The organism is Methanomethylovorans sp. (assembly GCF_041447285.1).
Lineage (GTDB): Archaea > Halobacteriota > Methanosarcinia > Methanosarcinales > Methanosarcinaceae > Methanomethylovorans.
On record NZ_JBGMEB010000014.1, the window covers coordinates 17,271 to 34,851 of the forward strand.

At 42.3% G+C, this 17,581-nt stretch carries 16 protein-coding genes and 3 pseudogenes; 13 read left to right on the plus strand and 6 right to left on the minus strand.

Features of this window, described 5'->3' with window-relative positions:
• Window positions 1-262: 262 nt before the first annotated feature.
• From mttB to ACC612_RS08605, 9 genes and pseudogenes are all read left to right on the plus strand, one after another.
• Window positions 263-1,753 (plus strand): annotated as a pseudogene (gene mttB / locus ACC612_RS08565) ([trimethylamine--corrinoid protein] Co-methyltransferase).
• Between the two features lie 30 nt (window positions 1,754-1,783).
• Window positions 1,784-2,431, plus strand: a complete 648-nt coding sequence (locus ACC612_RS08570; RefSeq protein WP_371854114.1) for a methyltransferase cognate corrinoid protein — start codon at window positions 1,784-1,786, stop codon at window positions 2,429-2,431.
• A gap of 216 nt (window positions 2,432-2,647) precedes the next feature.
• Window positions 2,648-3,694 (plus strand): hypothetical protein, encoded by a 1,047-nt coding sequence (locus ACC612_RS08575; protein WP_371854115.1) that lies wholly within the window; start codon window positions 2,648-2,650, stop codon window positions 3,692-3,694.
• A gap of 1 nt (window position 3,695) precedes the next feature.
• Window positions 3,696-3,992: a hypothetical protein gene (locus tag ACC612_RS08580; RefSeq protein ID WP_371854116.1), complete on the plus strand. Its 297-nt coding sequence runs from the start codon at window positions 3,696-3,698 to the stop codon at window positions 3,990-3,992.
• 12 nt (window positions 3,993-4,004) lie between these two features.
• The gene (locus ACC612_RS08585) at window positions 4,005-4,154 is read left to right on the plus strand and encodes a hypothetical protein (RefSeq protein ID WP_371854117.1); all 150 of its coding nucleotides are present in this window, start codon (window positions 4,005-4,007) and stop codon (window positions 4,152-4,154) included.
• Between the two features lie 243 nt (window positions 4,155-4,397).
• The gene (gene mtbC / locus ACC612_RS08590) at window positions 4,398-5,042 is read left to right on the plus strand and encodes a dimethylamine corrinoid protein MtbC (protein WP_371854118.1); all 645 of its coding nucleotides are present in this window, start codon (window positions 4,398-4,400) and stop codon (window positions 5,040-5,042) included.
• 12 nt (window positions 5,043-5,054) lie between these two features.
• Window positions 5,055-6,455: pseudogene (gene mtbB, locus ACC612_RS08595) on the plus strand ([dimethylamine--corrinoid protein] Co-methyltransferase).
• 220 nt (window positions 6,456-6,675) lie between these two features.
• Window positions 6,676-7,326 (plus strand): methyltransferase cognate corrinoid protein, encoded by a 651-nt coding sequence (locus tag ACC612_RS08600; RefSeq protein ID WP_371854119.1) that lies wholly within the window; start codon window positions 6,676-6,678, stop codon window positions 7,324-7,326.
• A gap of 12 nt (window positions 7,327-7,338) precedes the next feature.
• Window positions 7,339-8,715: pseudogene (locus ACC612_RS08605) on the plus strand (monomethylamine:corrinoid methyltransferase).
• A gap of 104 nt (window positions 8,716-8,819) precedes the next feature.
• On the opposite strand, the gene ACC612_RS08610 reads toward ACC612_RS08605, so the two are convergent.
• Entirely contained in the window at window positions 8,820-10,193 is a 1,374-nt protein-coding gene (locus ACC612_RS08610; RefSeq protein ID WP_371854120.1) for a monomethylamine:corrinoid methyltransferase, read from the minus strand.
• 466 nt (window positions 10,194-10,659) lie between these two features.
• Between ACC612_RS08610 and mtbA the strand changes: the two genes are divergently transcribed.
• Window positions 10,660-11,679 carry a methylcobamide:CoM methyltransferase MtbA gene (gene mtbA / locus ACC612_RS08615; protein ID WP_371854121.1) on the plus strand — a complete coding sequence of 340 codons (1,020 nt, stop codon included), beginning with the start codon at window positions 10,660-10,662 and terminating at the stop codon, window positions 11,677-11,679.
• A 213-nt stretch (window positions 11,680-11,892) separates the two neighbouring features.
• Window positions 11,893-13,134: a PAS domain-containing protein gene (locus ACC612_RS08620; RefSeq protein ID WP_371854122.1), complete on the plus strand. Its 1,242-nt coding sequence runs from the start codon at window positions 11,893-11,895 to the stop codon at window positions 13,132-13,134.
• A gap of 24 nt (window positions 13,135-13,158) precedes the next feature.
• Here ACC612_RS08620 and ACC612_RS08625 read toward each other — a convergent pair whose 3' ends face one another.
• The 3 genes from ACC612_RS08625 to ACC612_RS08635 are packed head-to-tail and all read right to left on the minus strand — an operon-like array spanning window position 13,159 to window position 15,166.
• A complete protein-coding gene (locus ACC612_RS08625) occupies window positions 13,159-13,362 on the minus strand; it encodes a DUF2769 domain-containing protein (protein ID WP_371854226.1) in 204 nt (67 codons plus the stop codon).
• Window positions 13,359-13,529 carry a hypothetical protein gene (locus ACC612_RS08630; protein ID WP_371854232.1) on the minus strand — a complete coding sequence of 57 codons (171 nt, stop codon included), beginning with the start codon at window positions 13,527-13,529 and terminating at the stop codon, window positions 13,359-13,361. The genes ACC612_RS08625 and ACC612_RS08630 overlap by 4 nt, the downstream gene beginning before the upstream one ends.
• On the minus strand, window positions 13,526-15,166 hold the full coding sequence (locus tag ACC612_RS08635) for a methylamine methyltransferase corrinoid protein reductive activase (RefSeq protein ID WP_371854123.1): 1,641 nt from the start codon (window positions 15,164-15,166) through the stop codon (window positions 13,526-13,528). Before ACC612_RS08635 ends, ACC612_RS08630 begins: the two co-directional genes overlap by 4 nt.
• A gap of 348 nt (window positions 15,167-15,514) precedes the next feature.
• Between ACC612_RS08635 and ACC612_RS08640 the strand changes: the two genes are divergently transcribed.
• Both ACC612_RS08640 and ACC612_RS08645 read left to right on the plus strand, forming a co-directional pair.
• Window positions 15,515-15,895, plus strand: a complete 381-nt coding sequence (locus ACC612_RS08640) for a hypothetical protein (protein ID WP_371854124.1) — start codon at window positions 15,515-15,517, stop codon at window positions 15,893-15,895.
• A 69-nt stretch (window positions 15,896-15,964) separates the two neighbouring features.
• Window positions 15,965-16,264, plus strand: coding sequence for a winged helix-turn-helix domain-containing protein (locus ACC612_RS08645; RefSeq protein ID WP_371854125.1), 300 nt, complete (start codon window positions 15,965-15,967; stop codon window positions 16,262-16,264).
• Between the two features lie 195 nt (window positions 16,265-16,459).
• Here ACC612_RS08645 and ACC612_RS08650 read toward each other — a convergent pair whose 3' ends face one another.
• Together ACC612_RS08650 and ACC612_RS08655 are read right to left on the minus strand one after the other, a co-directional pair.
• Window positions 16,460-16,636: a hypothetical protein gene (locus ACC612_RS08650; RefSeq protein WP_371854126.1), complete on the minus strand. Its 177-nt coding sequence runs from the start codon at window positions 16,634-16,636 to the stop codon at window positions 16,460-16,462.
• A 384-nt stretch (window positions 16,637-17,020) separates the two neighbouring features.
• Window positions 17,021-17,518, minus strand: a complete 498-nt coding sequence (locus ACC612_RS08655; protein ID WP_371854127.1) for a diacylglycerol/polyprenol kinase family protein — start codon at window positions 17,516-17,518, stop codon at window positions 17,021-17,023.
• Between the last annotated feature and the right edge of the window lie 63 nt (window positions 17,519-17,581).

Here is a 17,581-nt window from a genome sequence, read left to right on the forward strand (position 1 = left end):
TGTCCAAATAAAAATAGTTATCAAAGAAGTATACATTTCATTTTTATTTTCTTTTGTGTATTTGTGTTTTGGCTTATATCTTCCACTGCTTTTAAGTACTATTACTTTTTCTTCTTGCACCGCAAACTATATATTACAGGATTAACAGCAAAATATATATACTAGATTGCATAAGCCTAATGTAACAGGAAAAGCATGTTAGAAACAGCAATTCTGACGGATTGCAACGTGACATGCATAAGTAAAGTAAGGAGGAAAAAATATGGTAAACCACTATTATCCAGGCAGGGATATATTGGATGGTGTGAAGTTGGAGCTCTTCTCTGAAGAAGATCTCAGAGCACTCCACTATGCAACCATGGATGTATTAATGAACCCAGGTGTCCAGGTTTCAGATGCTGAAGCAAGGAACATTTTCAAGCAGGCAGGATGCCAGGTCGATGAAAAGACTAAGATCGTCAAGATCCCCGAATATATAGTTAACAGGGCACTTCTTGACTGTCCATCAAGATTCACTTTATATGGACGTGACCCAAAGAAAAAGGTCGTTCAGGAACACAAAGGTAAAGTCCACTGGACTTGTTTCGGTACCGGTGTCAAGATGTGCAATTACAAGGCACCAGGACAATATGAGACAGTAGATTCCACTGAAGCCGATGTTGCAGCAACTGCAAAGCTTGTAGATTGGGCAGACAACATTGACTATTATTCACTTGCAGTTTCTGCAAGGGACTGGGCAGGCAAGGGAATGCAGGATGTTCACGAAACTCTTACACCTCTGATGAACACATCAAAGCACTTCCACCACATCGATCCAGTCGGTGAGCATGTAGAGTATTACAGAGATATTGTAAAAGCTTACTACGGTGGAGACGAGGAAGAAGCACGCAAGAAGCCTATCTTCTCTATGCTGCTCTGTCCAACCAGCCCACTTGAACTCAGTTCAAACGCATGTCAGGTTATAATGAAGGGTGCTCGTTTTGGCATTCCAGTTAACGTATTGAGCATGGCAATGTCCGGTGGCTCATCCCCAGTTCACCTTGCGGGTACACTGGTTACCCATAATGCTGAAGTCCTTTCAGGTATAGTACTAGCTCAACTCACACAACCCGGAGCATCAGTATGGTACGGTAGCTCTACAACTACTTTTGACCTTAAGAAAGGTACAGCACCAGTAGGTTCTCCTGAACTCGGTCTTATCAGTGCAGCAGTAGCAAAACTAGGCCAGAAATACGGTCTGCCCACATACGTGGCTGGTTCGTAGTCTGATGCCAAGATCCCAGACGGTCAGGCAGGTCACGAGAAGACCATGACAACGTTGTTGCCAGCCCTGGCCGGTGCAAACACCCTATACGGTGCAGGTATGCTTGAACTCGGTATGACTTTCTCTATGGAGCAGCTTGTCTTTGACAACGATATGATCTCCATGACAAAGAAGGCAATGCAGGGTATTCCAGTATCTGAGGAGACGCTTGCAGTGGAAGCTATCCAGCAGGTAGGAATAGGAAACAACTTCCTTGCACACAAGACCACAAGGAAGAACATCGATCTCCCCTCCAACCCAATGCTCATCAACAGGCTGATGTACGGAGACTGGGCAGCGGCAGGCTCAAAGGATCTGGCAACAGTAGCCCACGAAAAAGTAGTCGATGTAATGAAGAACCACGAGGTTGCACCAATCGATGCGGATCTACTCAAGGACATGAAGGCTATCGTAGATAAGGCAGATAAGGCATTCAGGGAAGGCCTGTGATTTCATAGAATTTTTTATGGAGGATTATTAATGGCAACAAAAGCAGAAATAATTGCAAAAGCAAAGGCAGCAATTCTTGACTTTGATGAAGAGGCAGCCGAAGAAGTAGCTAATGAAGCTCTCAAAGCAGGTGTCAATCCTGCAGAGCTGATCCAGGATGGTTTCACTGCTGCAATGACAGAAGTAGGCGATCAGTTCGAAGCAGGTACATTATTCCTGCCACACGTTATCGCAGCATCTGAAGCAATGAGTGCTGGTGTGAAAGTACTCACTCCTGCACTTGAGAAGATGGGGGGAGAGACAGAGAGTAGAGGCAAGGTCCTGATCTGCACTATTGAGGGTGACATCCATTCTATCGGTAAAGATATAGTGGCTACCATGCTTAAGATCGCCGGTTTCAAGGTTGTAGACCTTGGAAGAGATGTTGCAATCAAAGAGATTGTCAGTAAAGCATCTGAGATGAAACCGAATGTAGTGGCAACTTCAGCTCTGATGACTACTACGATGGTCAACCAGATACAGGTTGAAGAGCAGCTCAAAGAATCAGGTTTGCGCGCAGGTGTCAAGACTATGGTCGGCGGCGCACCTGTTACTCAGGCCTGGGCTGACAAGATCGGCGCTGACATATACGCCGAAAATGCAGCAGATGCAGTAACAAAGCTCAAAGCTTTGTTCTAACCCTGAATATCGGGGTCTATATCCAATTGGGGTGTACCATCCAATGCACCCCAACTCCTTCAATTACTGATTGGAGGGATATATTGCTCACTAAAGGAGGAATTATACTTAGGATAGTTTTGTGGTCATATGACTGAAAGTCAGTCTACTGGTAGTTATGACTGCATCAGTCGATTCAGGCGGGCTTTGTCCTGAAACAAAATGGAGGTATTCGATTTGGATCTGCAAGCTTTAAAGAAACTCGAACATCAAAGGAGGGTAAGATATGGATACATGTGGGCTCTCTTCTGTGCTGTGCTATGGGGACTTTGGTATCTTCCCGGTACAGTGGTCTGGGTACTCAATCCTTTTGATGAAATGTACGCTGAAATTGCTGCGGGAAGCGGTGATTCAATAGCGCTGTTGGTAACTGCTGTACTAATTACGGCATTCAATGCTTTAACGGTTATAATTGCACTAATGGTATGGAATGGTGTTCTCGGTAAATTTGGTGAAATGAAGAGAACTCTGGTAGAATTTAAGCCATGCTCAAAATGGTTCTTTTTGGCATCAATCTTTGGTGGTCCAATGGCCATTTTAGGTTCATTCATTGCTATGGGTTTTGTAGGTGCTGCTTTTGCAGCTGTTGCAGCTTTGATGTATCCTGTTGTTGGTTCTATACTTGCATCTCAGTGGTATGGTGAAAAAATAAGTAAAAGGGCTGCCACTGGTATCTTCTTGATAATTGTTGGTGGGTTCGTAATATTTGGTGGTGGGCTGCTTTCGGAACTCGGCAGTGGAAATGTTCAATGGATCGGTTATATTGGTGGTCTGATGGCAGCTATCGGCTGGGGTATTGAAGGAGCAATCGCCGGAAAAGGCCTGGATATTGCTGAACCAGATGTTGGTCTTACTCTGCGTTTCCTGGGAGAGAACATAATCTGGTGGATCATTGCAGTACCTATCTTGGCAATTGCCGGATTCCCAATGGTAAAATATGCTTTGATGGCATTCGAACCACTTACAATCATGGTACTTGTCTTTGCAGGAATAACATTTGGTTTCTGTTATGTTACCTGGTACAAGTCATTCCCTCTCATCGGAGTTGGAAGAGGGCAGGGTATAGGGAATCTGTATGGATTGTTTGCTGTGCTTTTTGTGATCTTGTTCTTTGGGGATGTTCCCTCATGGACTTTATTATTGGGAGGTGCATTCTGTCTCGCAGGCAGTTTCACTATGTTCTCTGAAGATACCAGTAGTCTTGAATCACTAAGAGGTGACTGAAATGGCCAGGAATCGTCCGATCAAGTTCAGGATACTGGAATTGTTCAGTGATGAAAAGCCTCATTGGAATTATGAGGTCGTGCAAAAGATACAGAAAGAATACAACCAGATGAGTAACTTTCAAAGAGATTCAATAAACTTTGATATTATCGAATTGGCTTCAGGGGGTATGCTCAAGGGTATCGAAACTAAGGTTGATGAAGAAGGCATCTATAAAAAGGGATTCCTTCTGCACAAGTACGTAATCACAGACTTCGGAAAAGTCAGGGCATCTAATGCGTGTCTTGTATATGTTTAAGGAGGAGTGCAAATGGTACAAACTGCAGTCGCAATGGAAGCATACAATAGGTACTGGGCAAACTCGTACCTTCCTTCTGCAGAAGTTCTGTGGATGGTAGTGATTTTGATAGTAGCTGTTGTAGCTTTATGGCAAGCTAGGACATTTGTATCAAAATTCTAAGGGTAAGTATTCTGAAAGCTGCAGGTATAATTTCATTAATGTGTTGTTATCCTGTCCTTGCTTTCAGTTTCTTTTCTCTATTGATATTAAATGTCAGCAATTACCAAAAAATATAAATACTTAGAGTGATTGCCTATATATAAATATGCGTGTTACAAAAAATGGCACTAGTATATATATATTATCAAAGGAATACCCGTCCTATTATAACAACGGGCATAAAAACCAATATGAGGTATGAAAATGAGCAAAGAAGAGATGTTCAAGGAACTCTCAGATGCGATCATTTCCTGTAAGAAGGACGTAGTGATCGCTGCTGTGAACAAGGCAAAAGGCCAGGGAATCGCACCTGCTGAGATCATTGAGAAAGGTCTTGCTGCAGGTATGAATGCAGTAGGTATAATGTTCGAGAGAGGCAAGCTGTTCTTACCGCACGTTATGATGGCGGCAGGCGCCATGCAAGAAGGGGTAAATGTCCTGGAAGCCGACATGCCTAAGGAAGCAGCATCTAAGAAACTGGGTATCATCGTCAACGGTACAGTTGAAGGCGATGTGCACGATATTGGCAAGTCCATCGTGTCCACTATGCTGCAATCTGCAGGTTTTGAAGTCCACGATATAGGTCGGGATGTGCCACTCCAGAACTTTATTGACAAAGCTAAGGAAACCAATGCACAGATGATCGGTCTTTCAGCTCTCATGACAACAACACTGGCAGGCCAGAAGGATGTTATCGAGATGCTTAAAGAACAGGGCATGAGAGACAAGGTCAAGGTCATGGTAGGCGGTGCCCCTGCAACCCAGAACTGGGCTGACAAGATAGGCGCTGACTGCTATGCAGAGAATGCAAGTGAAGCAGTTGCAAAGGCAAAAGAGCTTTTGCTCTGAGGAGTGAGGGAAATGACACAATATGCATTGAGAATGGGAGACGGTAAGAGGATCTTCCTTACAAAGGAACAGATCAAAGCCGATCTTGCAGCAGGTACTGCAGATGCTGCAGACCTGGGCAGCATTCCCGCGTTAAGTGGTAATGAACTGGACAAGCTGGCTGAGATTATTATGATGCCTGCCAGAATGGTTGGTGTAGAGCCTGGTAAGGAAGTACCTGTAACACACGACATAGGTACCATCAGACTTGACGGTGATCAGGGTAACAGTGGTGTAGGAATTCCTACAAGCAGGCTTGCAGGATGTATGGTCCACGAGAGAGCTTTCGGTGCCGATACCATGGAACTGGGCCACATCGACTACAGTTTCAAGCCCGTGAAACCTGTGATTGCACAGGAGCAGCAGGCAATGGAAGTGTGCCAGCAGAACATGGTGGTACCATTGTTCTACGGTGCTATGCCTAACATGGGATTGTATTACACTCCTGATGGTCCCTTCGAGAATCCTGGAGACCTTATGAAGGCTTTTAAGATTACTGAAGCTCAGGCATCCATGGAACATGCTGCAGACCATCTTACCAGAGATATGATCTGGATCATGCAGAAGATGATGTTTGCAGGTGCAGATGGTGTTAACTTTGACACAACTGGGGCAGCCGGTGATGGTGATATGTTTGCAACGCTCCGAGCAGTGGAAGCTTTGAGAAAGCAATATCCTGAGATGTATATTGAAGTAGGTATGGCTGGAGAGCTTGTACTGGGTATGCACGGTGAGCTGCAATACGATAACACTACCTTGGCAGGACTGTGGCCTCATCAGCAGGTAGCTCTTGTGGCAAAGGCAGGAGCTAATGTATTCGGACCTGTGGTCAACACCAACACCAGCAAATCCGCAGCATGGAACCTGGCAAGGGCTGTTACTTTCGTGAAGGCAGCTGTAAAGGCATCACCAATACCGTGTCACGTAAACATGGGTATGGGTGTGGGCGGTATTCCAATGCTGGAAACCCCAACCATTGATGCAGTTTCCAGAGCCAGCAAGGCGATGGTGGAAATTGCTGGCGTGGATGGTATATAGATAGGGGTCGGCGACCCGATGGGTATGCCGATCACTCACATAATGACCTCCGGTATGAGCGGTATAAGAGCAGCTGGTGACCTTGTGGCGAGGATGGAATTCTCTAAGAGTATGAGGCTCAACGATGCCAAGAACTATGTGGCAAAGAAGCTGGGCGTTTCTACAATGGACCTCTCTGATGAGTATGTCATGAGAGAACTGAGGGAAGAGCTCGGTATAGGCGTGGTAACCTCTGTTGCAGGAGCGCCGAAAGGCATTGCAGCCAAGATGAACATCGAGAAGCTGCTTGATGTCAAGATAAACTGCTGTGAGAAGTTCAGAGGGAAGCTGAAGTAACTTATTTAAGTCGCGATGGCCGGAACCTTGCGGTGCAAGACTCGGTCTATTTCTCTCCTTTATATATTTTGTGTACTTTGACGGAAAACTATAAGTATAATTAAGTCGGTATAGAGATACCGTATGCCAATAAAGGAGCTGTGTAAAAAGAGTAAATAGCATCAATTTCTACAACACAGGTTCATATAAGGTCTAAAAATTTGATGATGGAGGAATACAAATGGGAAAGCAAGAGATAATTGAGAAACTTAAAGATACTATAATTAAGCAGGATATCAATGGTTGTGCAGCAGCAGCCAAGGAAGCACTGGCTGCTGGTGTACCAGCGTTTGAGGCCATCAATGATGGTCTTGCAGTGGGTATGAAGGTCGTTGGTGACAGATTCGAAGCTGCTGAGATATTCTTACCACAGATCATGATGTCAGCCAAGGCCATGAATGCTGCAATGGCAGTTCTCAGTCCTGAACTCGAAAAAGAGCAAATAGGCGAAGGTAAGGGTACTGCAATTACTTATGTGCAGGAAGGAGACATTCACGATATTGGTCACAGACTAGTGTCAACTATGCTGGGTGCAAGTGGCTTTAAGATAGTAGATCTTGGTGTGGATGTACCTAACGAAAAAGTAGTTGAAGAGGTTGCAAACGCCAAAGTTCAGAAAATAATCCTCGTAGGTTCTGCACTCATGACAACTTCTATGCTTGGCCAGAAGGACGTGGTCAGACTGCTCACTGAAGAAGGTGTAAGAGACAAGGTCAAGATAATGTTTGGTGGCGCACCTGTTACCAAGGCTTGGATCAAGGAAATTGGTGCCGATGCAACTGCAGAGAATGCAGCCGAAGCAGCTCGTGTAGCTCTGGACATAATGAAATAAGGAGGTTTAGCGATGACATACAGAAAATCATTTGACGTTTACGACTTCTATGACCGTGCAAAGACCGGAGAGAAGATCACTCAGGATGATTGGGATCTCATGGTTATTCCATCTAAGACCATGGAACTCAAGCAGAAGTATGGCTTAGACTTTAAGGGTGAGTTCATCCCTACCGACAAGGACATGATGGAAAGGCTGTTCAAGGCTGGTTTCGAGATGCTGTTGGAATGCGGTATCTTCTGTACCGACACCCACAGGGTCGTCAAGTACACCGAGGACGAGATCTGGGACGCTATTAAAAACGCAGGTGAGGAGTTCACTCTGGGTACTGGCAGGGACGCTGTGCGTGTCAGCAAGAGGCAAGTGGGAGATAAGAAGAAACCCATCATTCAGGGTGGCCCGACTGGTTCTCCAATATCCGAAGATATGTTCCTTCCTGTGCATATGAGCTATGCTCTGGAGAAGGAAGTTGACACCATTGTCGATGGTGTGATGTACTCTGTCCGCGGCAAGTCTCCTGTGCCAGGCAGCCCCTACGAGGTACTTGCAGCCAAGACCGAAGCCAGGCTCATCAAGCAGGCATGTGCTATGGCAGGCCGCCCAGGCATGGGCATATAGGGACCAGAGACTTCCCTGTCCGCTCAGGGAAATATCGCTGCTGATTGTGCCGGTGGTATGATTAGCAGTGACAGCCATGAGGTCTCACAGCTTAATGAGCTTAAGATCGACCTGGATGCGATTGCTGTGATAGCCCATTATCAGGCTAACAGCAACATTATCATGGACGAACAGATGCCCATATTCGGTGGTTACGCAGGTGGCATTGAAGAAACAACTATTGTGAACATCGCAACCCACATTAATTCAATGGTAATGAGCAATGCAAGCTGGCACCTTGACGGTCCTGTGCATATCAGATGGGGTTCCACAAACACCAGGGAAACCCTTATGATCGCAGGCTGGGCATGTGCAACCATCAGCGAGTTCACCAACATTCTCTCAGGTAACCAGTACTATCCATGTGCAGGTCCATGTACCGAGATGTGCCTGCTGGAAGCAGCTGCTCAGTCCATCACAGACACTGCATCCGGCCGTGAGATCCTTTCAGGTGTCGCAGCTGCAAAGGGTGTCGCACTGGACAAGACCACTGGTATGGAAGCCAGGATGATGGGAGAAGCTGCAAGGGCTACTGCTGGAATGGAGATTCCTGAGGTCAACAAGATCCTGGATAATCTCGTCAAGATGTACGAGAAGAACTATGCCACAGCACCCGCTGGAAAGACCTTCCAGGAATGTTACAACGTCAAGACCATTGAACCCACAGATGAATACCTCAAGGTATACGACGGAGCAAGAAAGAAGCTTGAGGGACTTGGACTGGTATTCTAAACCTTAGTAGTAACTCACTTCCGTTACCGGTGGCTGATCCCCACCGGTTATTTTTAGTAGTGCACTCTTTCATAATGGCTTCTACTATGATTTATAATGAAATATTAGATTGCTTCTCCTGGAAAATTTCCCATTATCTCGTAGGATATCTTTCTATAGAGCGATATGTATTCCTCAGTAGGTTCAAGATCATACTCTGATTTAATCCTATAACATTTATCAAAGGTTTTTCCTTCAGGAGGATTGGTAAGCTTATTCTCATACTTTGAATATATTTTCTCGACAAGACGGTTTGCTTCAGACAGTGACAAATGTGTTGCCATTTGTGCTATTTCACCCATGAATCTGGACTCAAGGCCTGATGAATGGTCCGGCACTCCGCCGTGTGATCCTACTGGACCAAGAAGCATGTCCCTGCCGCATACCGTGTCTCCTATTGCCTGGGCAGCAGTTTCATAAAACATCATATCAGTGCATATTCCAGCTGCGTTCCAGTAATATCTTGCAGTGTAATAATTCATATTCCTGGATATTGCAAGTGAGGAAAGGTTAGATGCCCAGAGTATCTCTTTTGCAGAAGATGATCCGGTATTCGCATGAACAGCACCCGATGCATGGATGCTTGAATGGGTAAGTACTTTTGATTGCAACGTCTCAGCTACATCTATTATTGCAAGTCCTTCTGGTGAACCTATACAAGGTCCGCCAAAAACAGGCACTTGTCCGGAAACATAATGATTTCCATGTTCTTGATGAAAAATACATTTTGATAATGTTTCATAGTCGACTTTCAGATCGTCCATGTAAACTTCCTGAGGGTCATAACTGGAATATAGTTCATCTGATGATACGAGCAGATATGAAGTGGGAAGAGTAGGTGTGCTGGGCCCCATCAATGCCAGTCCTTCGCGTCCTCCTATCTTTGTAGCAAGCCTTTCATTCCGTGCAGCTTTAAGGACAGCTAACATTTCCAGTGGACTCTTTGGTCTTATGTATTCTCCGCAAAACTGTTTCATTGCACCGCTATAAATTCCCTGCACAACATTTTCAAGTACTGCACTTAAATTAATGTAAAGGAAATTCTCTTCAGAAACACTTCCTCCCATTGGACCACCAATAATAGTTGGGGGGATAGGTGCCATAGGATATCTGTGGGCAATGGTTACTTTTTCTTTTAATCTCCCGATTTCCAAAGGATTTATAACATTAAGGGATTTCAGAATGTCTTCTTCATCGATCTTGATGACTTTTTCGGTGCTTTTGCAGTATACACCTACGGAATGTAGTAGTTCTATCCCTGCCTCAAATGTTGCATCTGCAAGTTCAAGATCAGTGGGTACAAAGCTTTTTCCATCGTATTTGATGCCATACTCTAAAGCAAGTTCTTCTGATTTTTTGAAGACACTCAGATCATGCTGTTTCTCAGTTTTAGTCTCGCCTTCAATTGCACTTTTGAGGTATTTATACATGTTTTGCATGTTACAACAACCTGGATAAGAAGAGATAATGCAGTAATCTTTACTTTTTAAGTTTTAATATTCACTCTTATAATCATTTTGCTTCTGTTTTATGAGCTAATTTGTTCGTTCAGATAATTTCGTCTCATTTGTTTTGTGCTTTCTTATTCCATCGTGTTCCTTTGTTGTGTAGTATTTATATTTTTCTATTATCTCCTATTGGCATCAGGTAAATATAGGATAGAGTCTTTAAGAAAATTTGTTTTCATATAGTGTCATAATAATGAAAAAAGCTCTATACTTCTTGATTCTTGTTTGTATCTCTATGGTTTATTGTAAAGGGCTGTTTTGTCATTATTTCTCGCATATACTCTTTTCGAATGGTCTTCTTTCCTTCTTCTATATATACTTATCTTCAAGGGAAGCAAAAAATATATATGCTTCACTGATCTACTATCCATTATCGCTTAAGAAGAGGAGACGTCCGATGTCAAATTATACACCAAAAGAAAGACTAGCCCGTATTCTTACCGGGCAGGCAGTAGACCGAATGGCAGCCATATCTGTCACACAGACTGGTACCGTCGAACAAATGGAAGCTTGTGGCGCATTCTGGCCGGAAGCCAATGAAGATGCCACTCTTATGGCAAAGCTTGGAGAAGCAGGTCACACCGTTGTAGGTTTTGAAGCTGTGCGCGTTCCTTTTGATATCACAGCTGAAGCAGAGTTCTTTGGATGCAAGATAAAGGCAGGTACACGTGAACAACAGCCTTCTGTAGTAGGGCATGTAGTAAAAAACGTTGATGATATTGCCAAACTTGAAGGCTATAACCTTGACCATGGAAGAATTGGTGTTATCTGTGAAGCTATCAAGATTCTAGCGGACAAATATGGTAAGGAACTTCCTATTATCGGCAGTATGATCGGTCCTTTTTCCCTTGCGCAACATCTCAATGGTGATGAATGGTTTATCAACATTTTCACTGATGAGAACCTGGGTCTAAAACTCATGGAGTTCACAACAGATTTCAATATTGCATACGCAAAGAAAATGGTGGAGAACGGTGCCGATACTATGGTCGTTATTGATCCGACCGCAAGTTATCAACTCATAGGAGCCGAATTCTATGAAAAGTTCGTGGTTCCGTATCATAAGAAACTGGTAGATGCGATGAATGAACTGAATGTGCCTACTGTACTCCATATCTGCGGGGATACCACAGCAGGCCTTGCCCTCATGGAATCATGTGGTGTGAACGCCATCAGTATCGACCAGAATGTTGACCCCGCAACCGCTGTTAAGGCGGTACAGAAGGCAAAGATTGTTGGTAACCTGGACCCTGTAAATGTGCTCTGGAACAAGACACCCGAGTTTGTTAAAGAGAAGTCAAAGGAAGTTCTTGATGCTGGAGTTGCATTGCTTGCACCAGGATGTGGCATTGTCAGCAAGACACCAACAGTGAACTTGCAGGCAATGGTGGAGATGGCAAAGTTACATAAGTACTGAACATTTCATTTTGCATGCTTGATTTTTGGGGATCATTTCTTAATGATCTGATCCTCATATATGCCACATTTTATAGTTTCTCTATTAGATTTTTAACTTGTAAAATTACAAGTATTGCTCAAATGAATATTTTTACAGAGCTCAAAATTGATTAATACTTAAACTAACAAACAAATAAGATAAGAATAAGTGTTTAGCTTTAGGGGGAATTAAATGGGAGCTAACATATCCGGCAAAGAAGAGATACTTGAAAAGATTATCAGTAACGGTCCAGTTATTGCTTTTCTCTGGAAGGCAGAAAACACTGCCGAGGAAAAATGGCCCGTAGAATATGTTTCAGATAACGTAAGTCTTTTGGGATACACGGTAGAAGACTTCATTTCCGGGAGGCTTCTTTATGCTGACATAGTTCATCCGGATGATCTTCCAGAGGTAGAGATGGAACTTTCGGAGATCTCCCATGCTGGAGGTACAGTCTTTGTCAAGGAATACAGGATAAGGACTAAGTCCAGAGAGGATAAGTGGGTGAAAGAGCAGACGTTCATTCAACGCAATGATGAAGGGGTTGTGACTCATTATCAGGGTACGATTTTCGATATAACCGAACAAAAGAACAAGGAAATGGCCTTAGAGGAAGCACTGAGGAAACAAAGGTCCCTGGAAAATGCCATAAAAAATAGCTCTACTATGGTATTCCTGTGGAGGGCAGAGGAATTCTTGCCTACGGATTACGCTTCTGAGAATGTTTCAAAACTTGGTTATTCAGCTGAGGACTTTGTTCTCGGTCGTATTTCTTATAGCGATCTGATTCATCCGGATGACTATGAGACTGTCAAAGATACGCTTGCAGAGAAGTGTGAGGATGACACTGACCATTATACTCAAGAATATCGTTTGATGTCAAAGAAAGGAAAGATTTTGTGGGTAAGTCAGGGGACTTTTATTCAGAGGGCCAAAGATGGGAATGCTACTCACTTGCAGGGAATTATTCAGGACATCACTGAGCAGAAGGAAAAAGAGATCGCACTCAAAATAGCACTTGAAAAGCAGGCCGATCTACTGGACAGAAAACAAGCCTTTGAAACAATTGTCAACCATAGCCCTGTGATCGCTTTCCTTTGGAAGGCAGGTCCTGTTGATGAAATGGAGCTATGGCCAGTTGAGTTTGTTTCAGATAACATAACCAAGTTCGGGTATTCTGTTGATGATTTCCTCTCAGGGGATATCCTTTATGGCAACATAATCAATCCTGAAGACCTTCTTGATGTGCAGACGGAACTTTCGGACATATCTCGTGAAGGCGGGACAGTCTTCGTCAAAGAATACAGGATAAGGACGAAGTCCGGAGATGAGAGATGGGTGGAAGAGCAGACTTTCATCCAGCGTAATGATGAAGGGGTTGTGACTCATTACCTGGGTGTCATCCAGGATATTTCAGAACGAAAGGAAAAGTGATGTAAACTGAAGTAAGTGAATATTTCAATTAGAAACACTAGCAAGGAGCACCCTTCGAGCGTTTGTGTCATCTGGATGATTGTTATTACTTTCATCCTCTCCTTCCCTCAAACGAAAGCAAAAGTAATCGCCTTCAAGCTTGAACTTCTCATGGGTGTGACATCCGAGACACAGACAATCTGCCTTTAATGATGGTTTGTGCTGATTTTTCCTGGCACAGAACATCATCCCATTTCCTGGATACGAAGAACATTTTGTACAGAGGCAACCTTTTGAATGATGGTATGAAGTACATATACCAAAATACCGGCCATACGTTTGCCTGTTACTGTCAGTATGTTTTGAGGGACCCATACATCATGTCCTTTGAAAGTGCCCAGCCTGCAAAGGTTCAACGCTTTATTTTCAAGAAATGTTTTATTTTCAATATGGAATGGTTCATTGTTTGCTCGGGACAGATAGCAACACAACGTCTGCAACTTGTACCCAGACAATGCTGGCTGTCTATATTGGCAAACCTCTTACCGTCTCTTTCAATGATAATAACAGCGTCTTCAGGACATTCTTTTTCACACTTATGACACAAGATACATTTTTCCACTGGTGCTTCCAGGGTAATACCTATGTCTTGTACTATGTCTAAACCTTGTTTACCCACATCATCGATATCTTTTGAAACACGTCTTACTACATGCACTTTTTCGAGGTTTGGGGGGAATGGTTTGATGTTATATAACTCAAGCATCTGGTCATAAATCTCTTGGGGCATTCCTTGTTGCCAATAAGATAGTTCACAGACGTATATATCTTTGAATGTCTCGCTCGTAGCCATCATAAGATGATCGGCATGAATTTTATTTGCCATAGACATGACATCGCATAGCTTGATAGGATCTACAGCAAGCTTTCTTGCAAGGCCGATCGAAGTGTTGCCGAACTGGACAATGTTACTGACAAAACCTGGCACAGAACCTATATGCCTTGCTTTTTCAGCATTTACATAGGTACCGGTGGCACCGGACATATAGACATATTTCAAATCGGAGTATTCAATACCGGCTTCTATCATGAGAGTCATATGGGCTGCCCAGATAGCACCTATTGCCTTACCCACTTCTTCAACATCCTTATCTGTGATGATAATACCTTCACCCAAGATAATCCGTCCATCAGGAAGATGCGGCAACTTTTTAGTAAGGCCTTCTTTGATAGCCAATGCGATGGTTGAAATAACACCTGTTCCTGTAATACCTTTGGCCTGTATGCCGGAAGATTCAATGATTTCACCGGAAACCGGATCTATAAGATCTCCTTTTACAGCTTCCATCTTCTCATTGAGCACTATGAGCCTCCAGTGAGTACCCTCAAGGTTAACATCACTTATGGCTCCGGGACCAGCCAGCATACCACAGTTGATTCCCTGACCTTCAATGGCTGGACCAGCAGCAGCACTCGCAGTAATGATCTTATCTCCAACCTTTAGTGCCATTTCTGCATTTGTCCCGTAATCTGTTACAAGGCAGATTTCATCTTGGTTTATAAAATCAGTTTCCATCATCATAGCAAGAGCATCAGCACCGATCTCATGTTTTATTGCAGGGGGAACTACTATCTCACAGTTGTTCATCTCATAGATTCCTTTGAAGATCTCGTTAGCAGGGAAGATCCGGGCATCTCTTTTCACATTGTGGACACCCAGCTTTTTCTGCTTTGTCTCTCCTGCATACGCAAGATCCAGGATCTCGCTGTTCTGGAAAAGGGATAATTGTATGGGATTACCACAAACAGCTATCCTCTGAATACTTGAAGGATCAACATCGAATCTTTCCAGCACTTTCTTAACAGCCTCTATCATTAATCCATGAGCTACATCCTTGCCTGTGTTAATGGCAAAATCCAGATGGTCCATTACATTTCCTCCTGGAAGAGGATGGCCCATAGTAATCACAGTTTTAATAGTTTCCCTAGACTCGATATCTATGAGCTGGGATCTGAAACCGCTAGTCCCTAGGTCCAATGCAATTACATACATGAGAGTTCCTTCAAATTGTATTTTTTACTTTTAAATGCTATGTTTTGTGTTAAAGGCACTACTATATATATTTTGTGTTTCAATATGTTGTGGGTGAATGCTTAACTAAAAAAATTAAGACGAAGCTACTGATGTTTATTCTATACTCGATTATGACATTTATTCTGTATTTCTAATATTACAATTTTGGTGAAAAATAGTGGTATTTATATTTTACTGTATTTGGTTCCAACATTGATCATTTCGATTAGCAAGGCCACATTCTTCTTGTTATCTAGATCTTATATTATTTCCCGTGGGCATGCTATTTAAATCCATGTTCAATAATTAAATAATTAGGGTGCTTTCATGAAAATTAATAATGACCATATTTTAGTGGACGAGGATATCCCGTCGATCCACGTCACATTACACCAGTTTGTCGATCACGATACTTGGAGTCTATATCTTACTTTGCACGCAAATGATATATTAATTGGCACTGCTTCTGCCAAACTAGGTAATTCCAAATATGATCAAGAAACAGTTGTTGCTGCAATGCAATATCTAAAAAATGAATATTTTAAGGCTATTGGTTCACCTATGCGATATGAAAATGGGAAACTCATATTTCTAGCACCTCACAAGGGTATATCAATGGATAAAAGAGCAGATTTGCAGGTTAATAGACAAGAAAAAGTCAATTCTATGAATATGTCCGAAAAAATGCCGCAAAAGATATTTGCATAATTCCTGACAGCTTCCTAGGCGTTGCATATTAATAAGATCGATCCAAATACTTTTTAGGGAGGTTTTTTCTTGGAAGAAAAAGACGATCTTGAAGATGTTATAATGGCTAAGCCAGGTCCTCGCGAAGCAAAAAAGATTGAACATGACATGCTTAACAGAGCCGCTTCTAATCCGGTGCGCCGTAAAATCATCAAGGAAATTGGTATTTACGGTGCTTCAAAGGAGGAACTTCTTAAAAACATGAGTATGCAAGAGGCAGCTTTCAAGTTCCAGATTGACTACCTCCTGCACCAGGAACTTGTAAAGGAAGATAATGGAAAATACCGTCTTACTGATAAAGGTATTGAAATACTAGAAATAAGCAAGTAAATTTTTCATAAATGGGCTTATCAGTTTAGTTTATTCATCAGGTAAGCCACTAACTATTTTATTGATAACTTTTATGCCCTTTGAGCTTTTCTATTATATTTTTCTCAAAAACCATTTTACAATCATTGAATCAAAGCTCTGTTGAAAAGCCATTTATAAAAAAGAGGTTAATAAATAGGTTAAAAATGAACGATGTCACGTTTCAAGGCCATCAAGTGATCTCTTGAAATATGCCAATCGCATGTTTTCATTGACATAATCAGAGAACTTGACTAATTCCCAGCCGTCAATACCCATCTTATTGAGATCTTCTTTAGTTTGATCCCAGTCTCCATATCTTACTGATCTGATCTCATATTCCCATGGTGTCATTTTCCCAACTCTGTTCTTTTTTCAGTTCATTTTATTGTAGTGTATAATTAGAGTAGGAAGCTTCAGTATTTATAACTATCTAAAAAAGCAACTTGTGTTTAACTAAAGTAAATTTGATTTATTGCATCAAAACTGTGTTTTTAGATTTGATATTAGATTAAAACGATATTAGTTATGTAGCTAATGTTAATAGCATTTAACAAAACATTTATATCTAATAATGCACATGTTCAAATTAAGTTGTGTTACAATCCCTTCAAAGTAGTACCTCCTTCAAATATACTTATGAACCCTATGCAAATAGTTTTAATACCCAGTGAACTAAGCAAAATCTGTTTTCAATTGAAAGGATTGTAACCTGCTTATTCTTTTCAGAACGGTTTATCATAACGCGAGAATTAACAGCATGAGCTCTGCACTAAGGCCTGCAAATACTGGTATAGATAAATTATCATCGATTCCTGATAAGTAAGTTTCAGTCAATGTAGCAACTAGGGCCATCAAAAAAGCTACAGGCAGATTCTTTAAAACTATAATCCCAATAACGGTATCTATTAAAAATTCAGCAGCACTCCCCTCTAAAGACTTATTCGTTCCCTTGACACGTGTTTTGCCTAAGGTTATACCTACAAGAGAAGCTGCCAAATCTCCAAAAGTAATAAAAAGTACTGAAGTAATTGCCACTTCCTTGCTATAAACCCCTATCGCAATAAGGGAACCAAGAGCAAAAAAAACATGTCCGCCCATAAATGCTCTCTCTTTATCCCTAAATAAAAAATCAAATAAAGGAATTTTGATGCCTTTAGTAAGACGGAAATGCTCAATTAATAAAAGGAGTGCAAGATACAATATAAGCAGATTTAGTAATATCTGCTTCCCCAAATAGACATATATTAGTACTATGACCAGAGACAAAAGATGAATGCTCTTGCGCAAGAGCTCTTT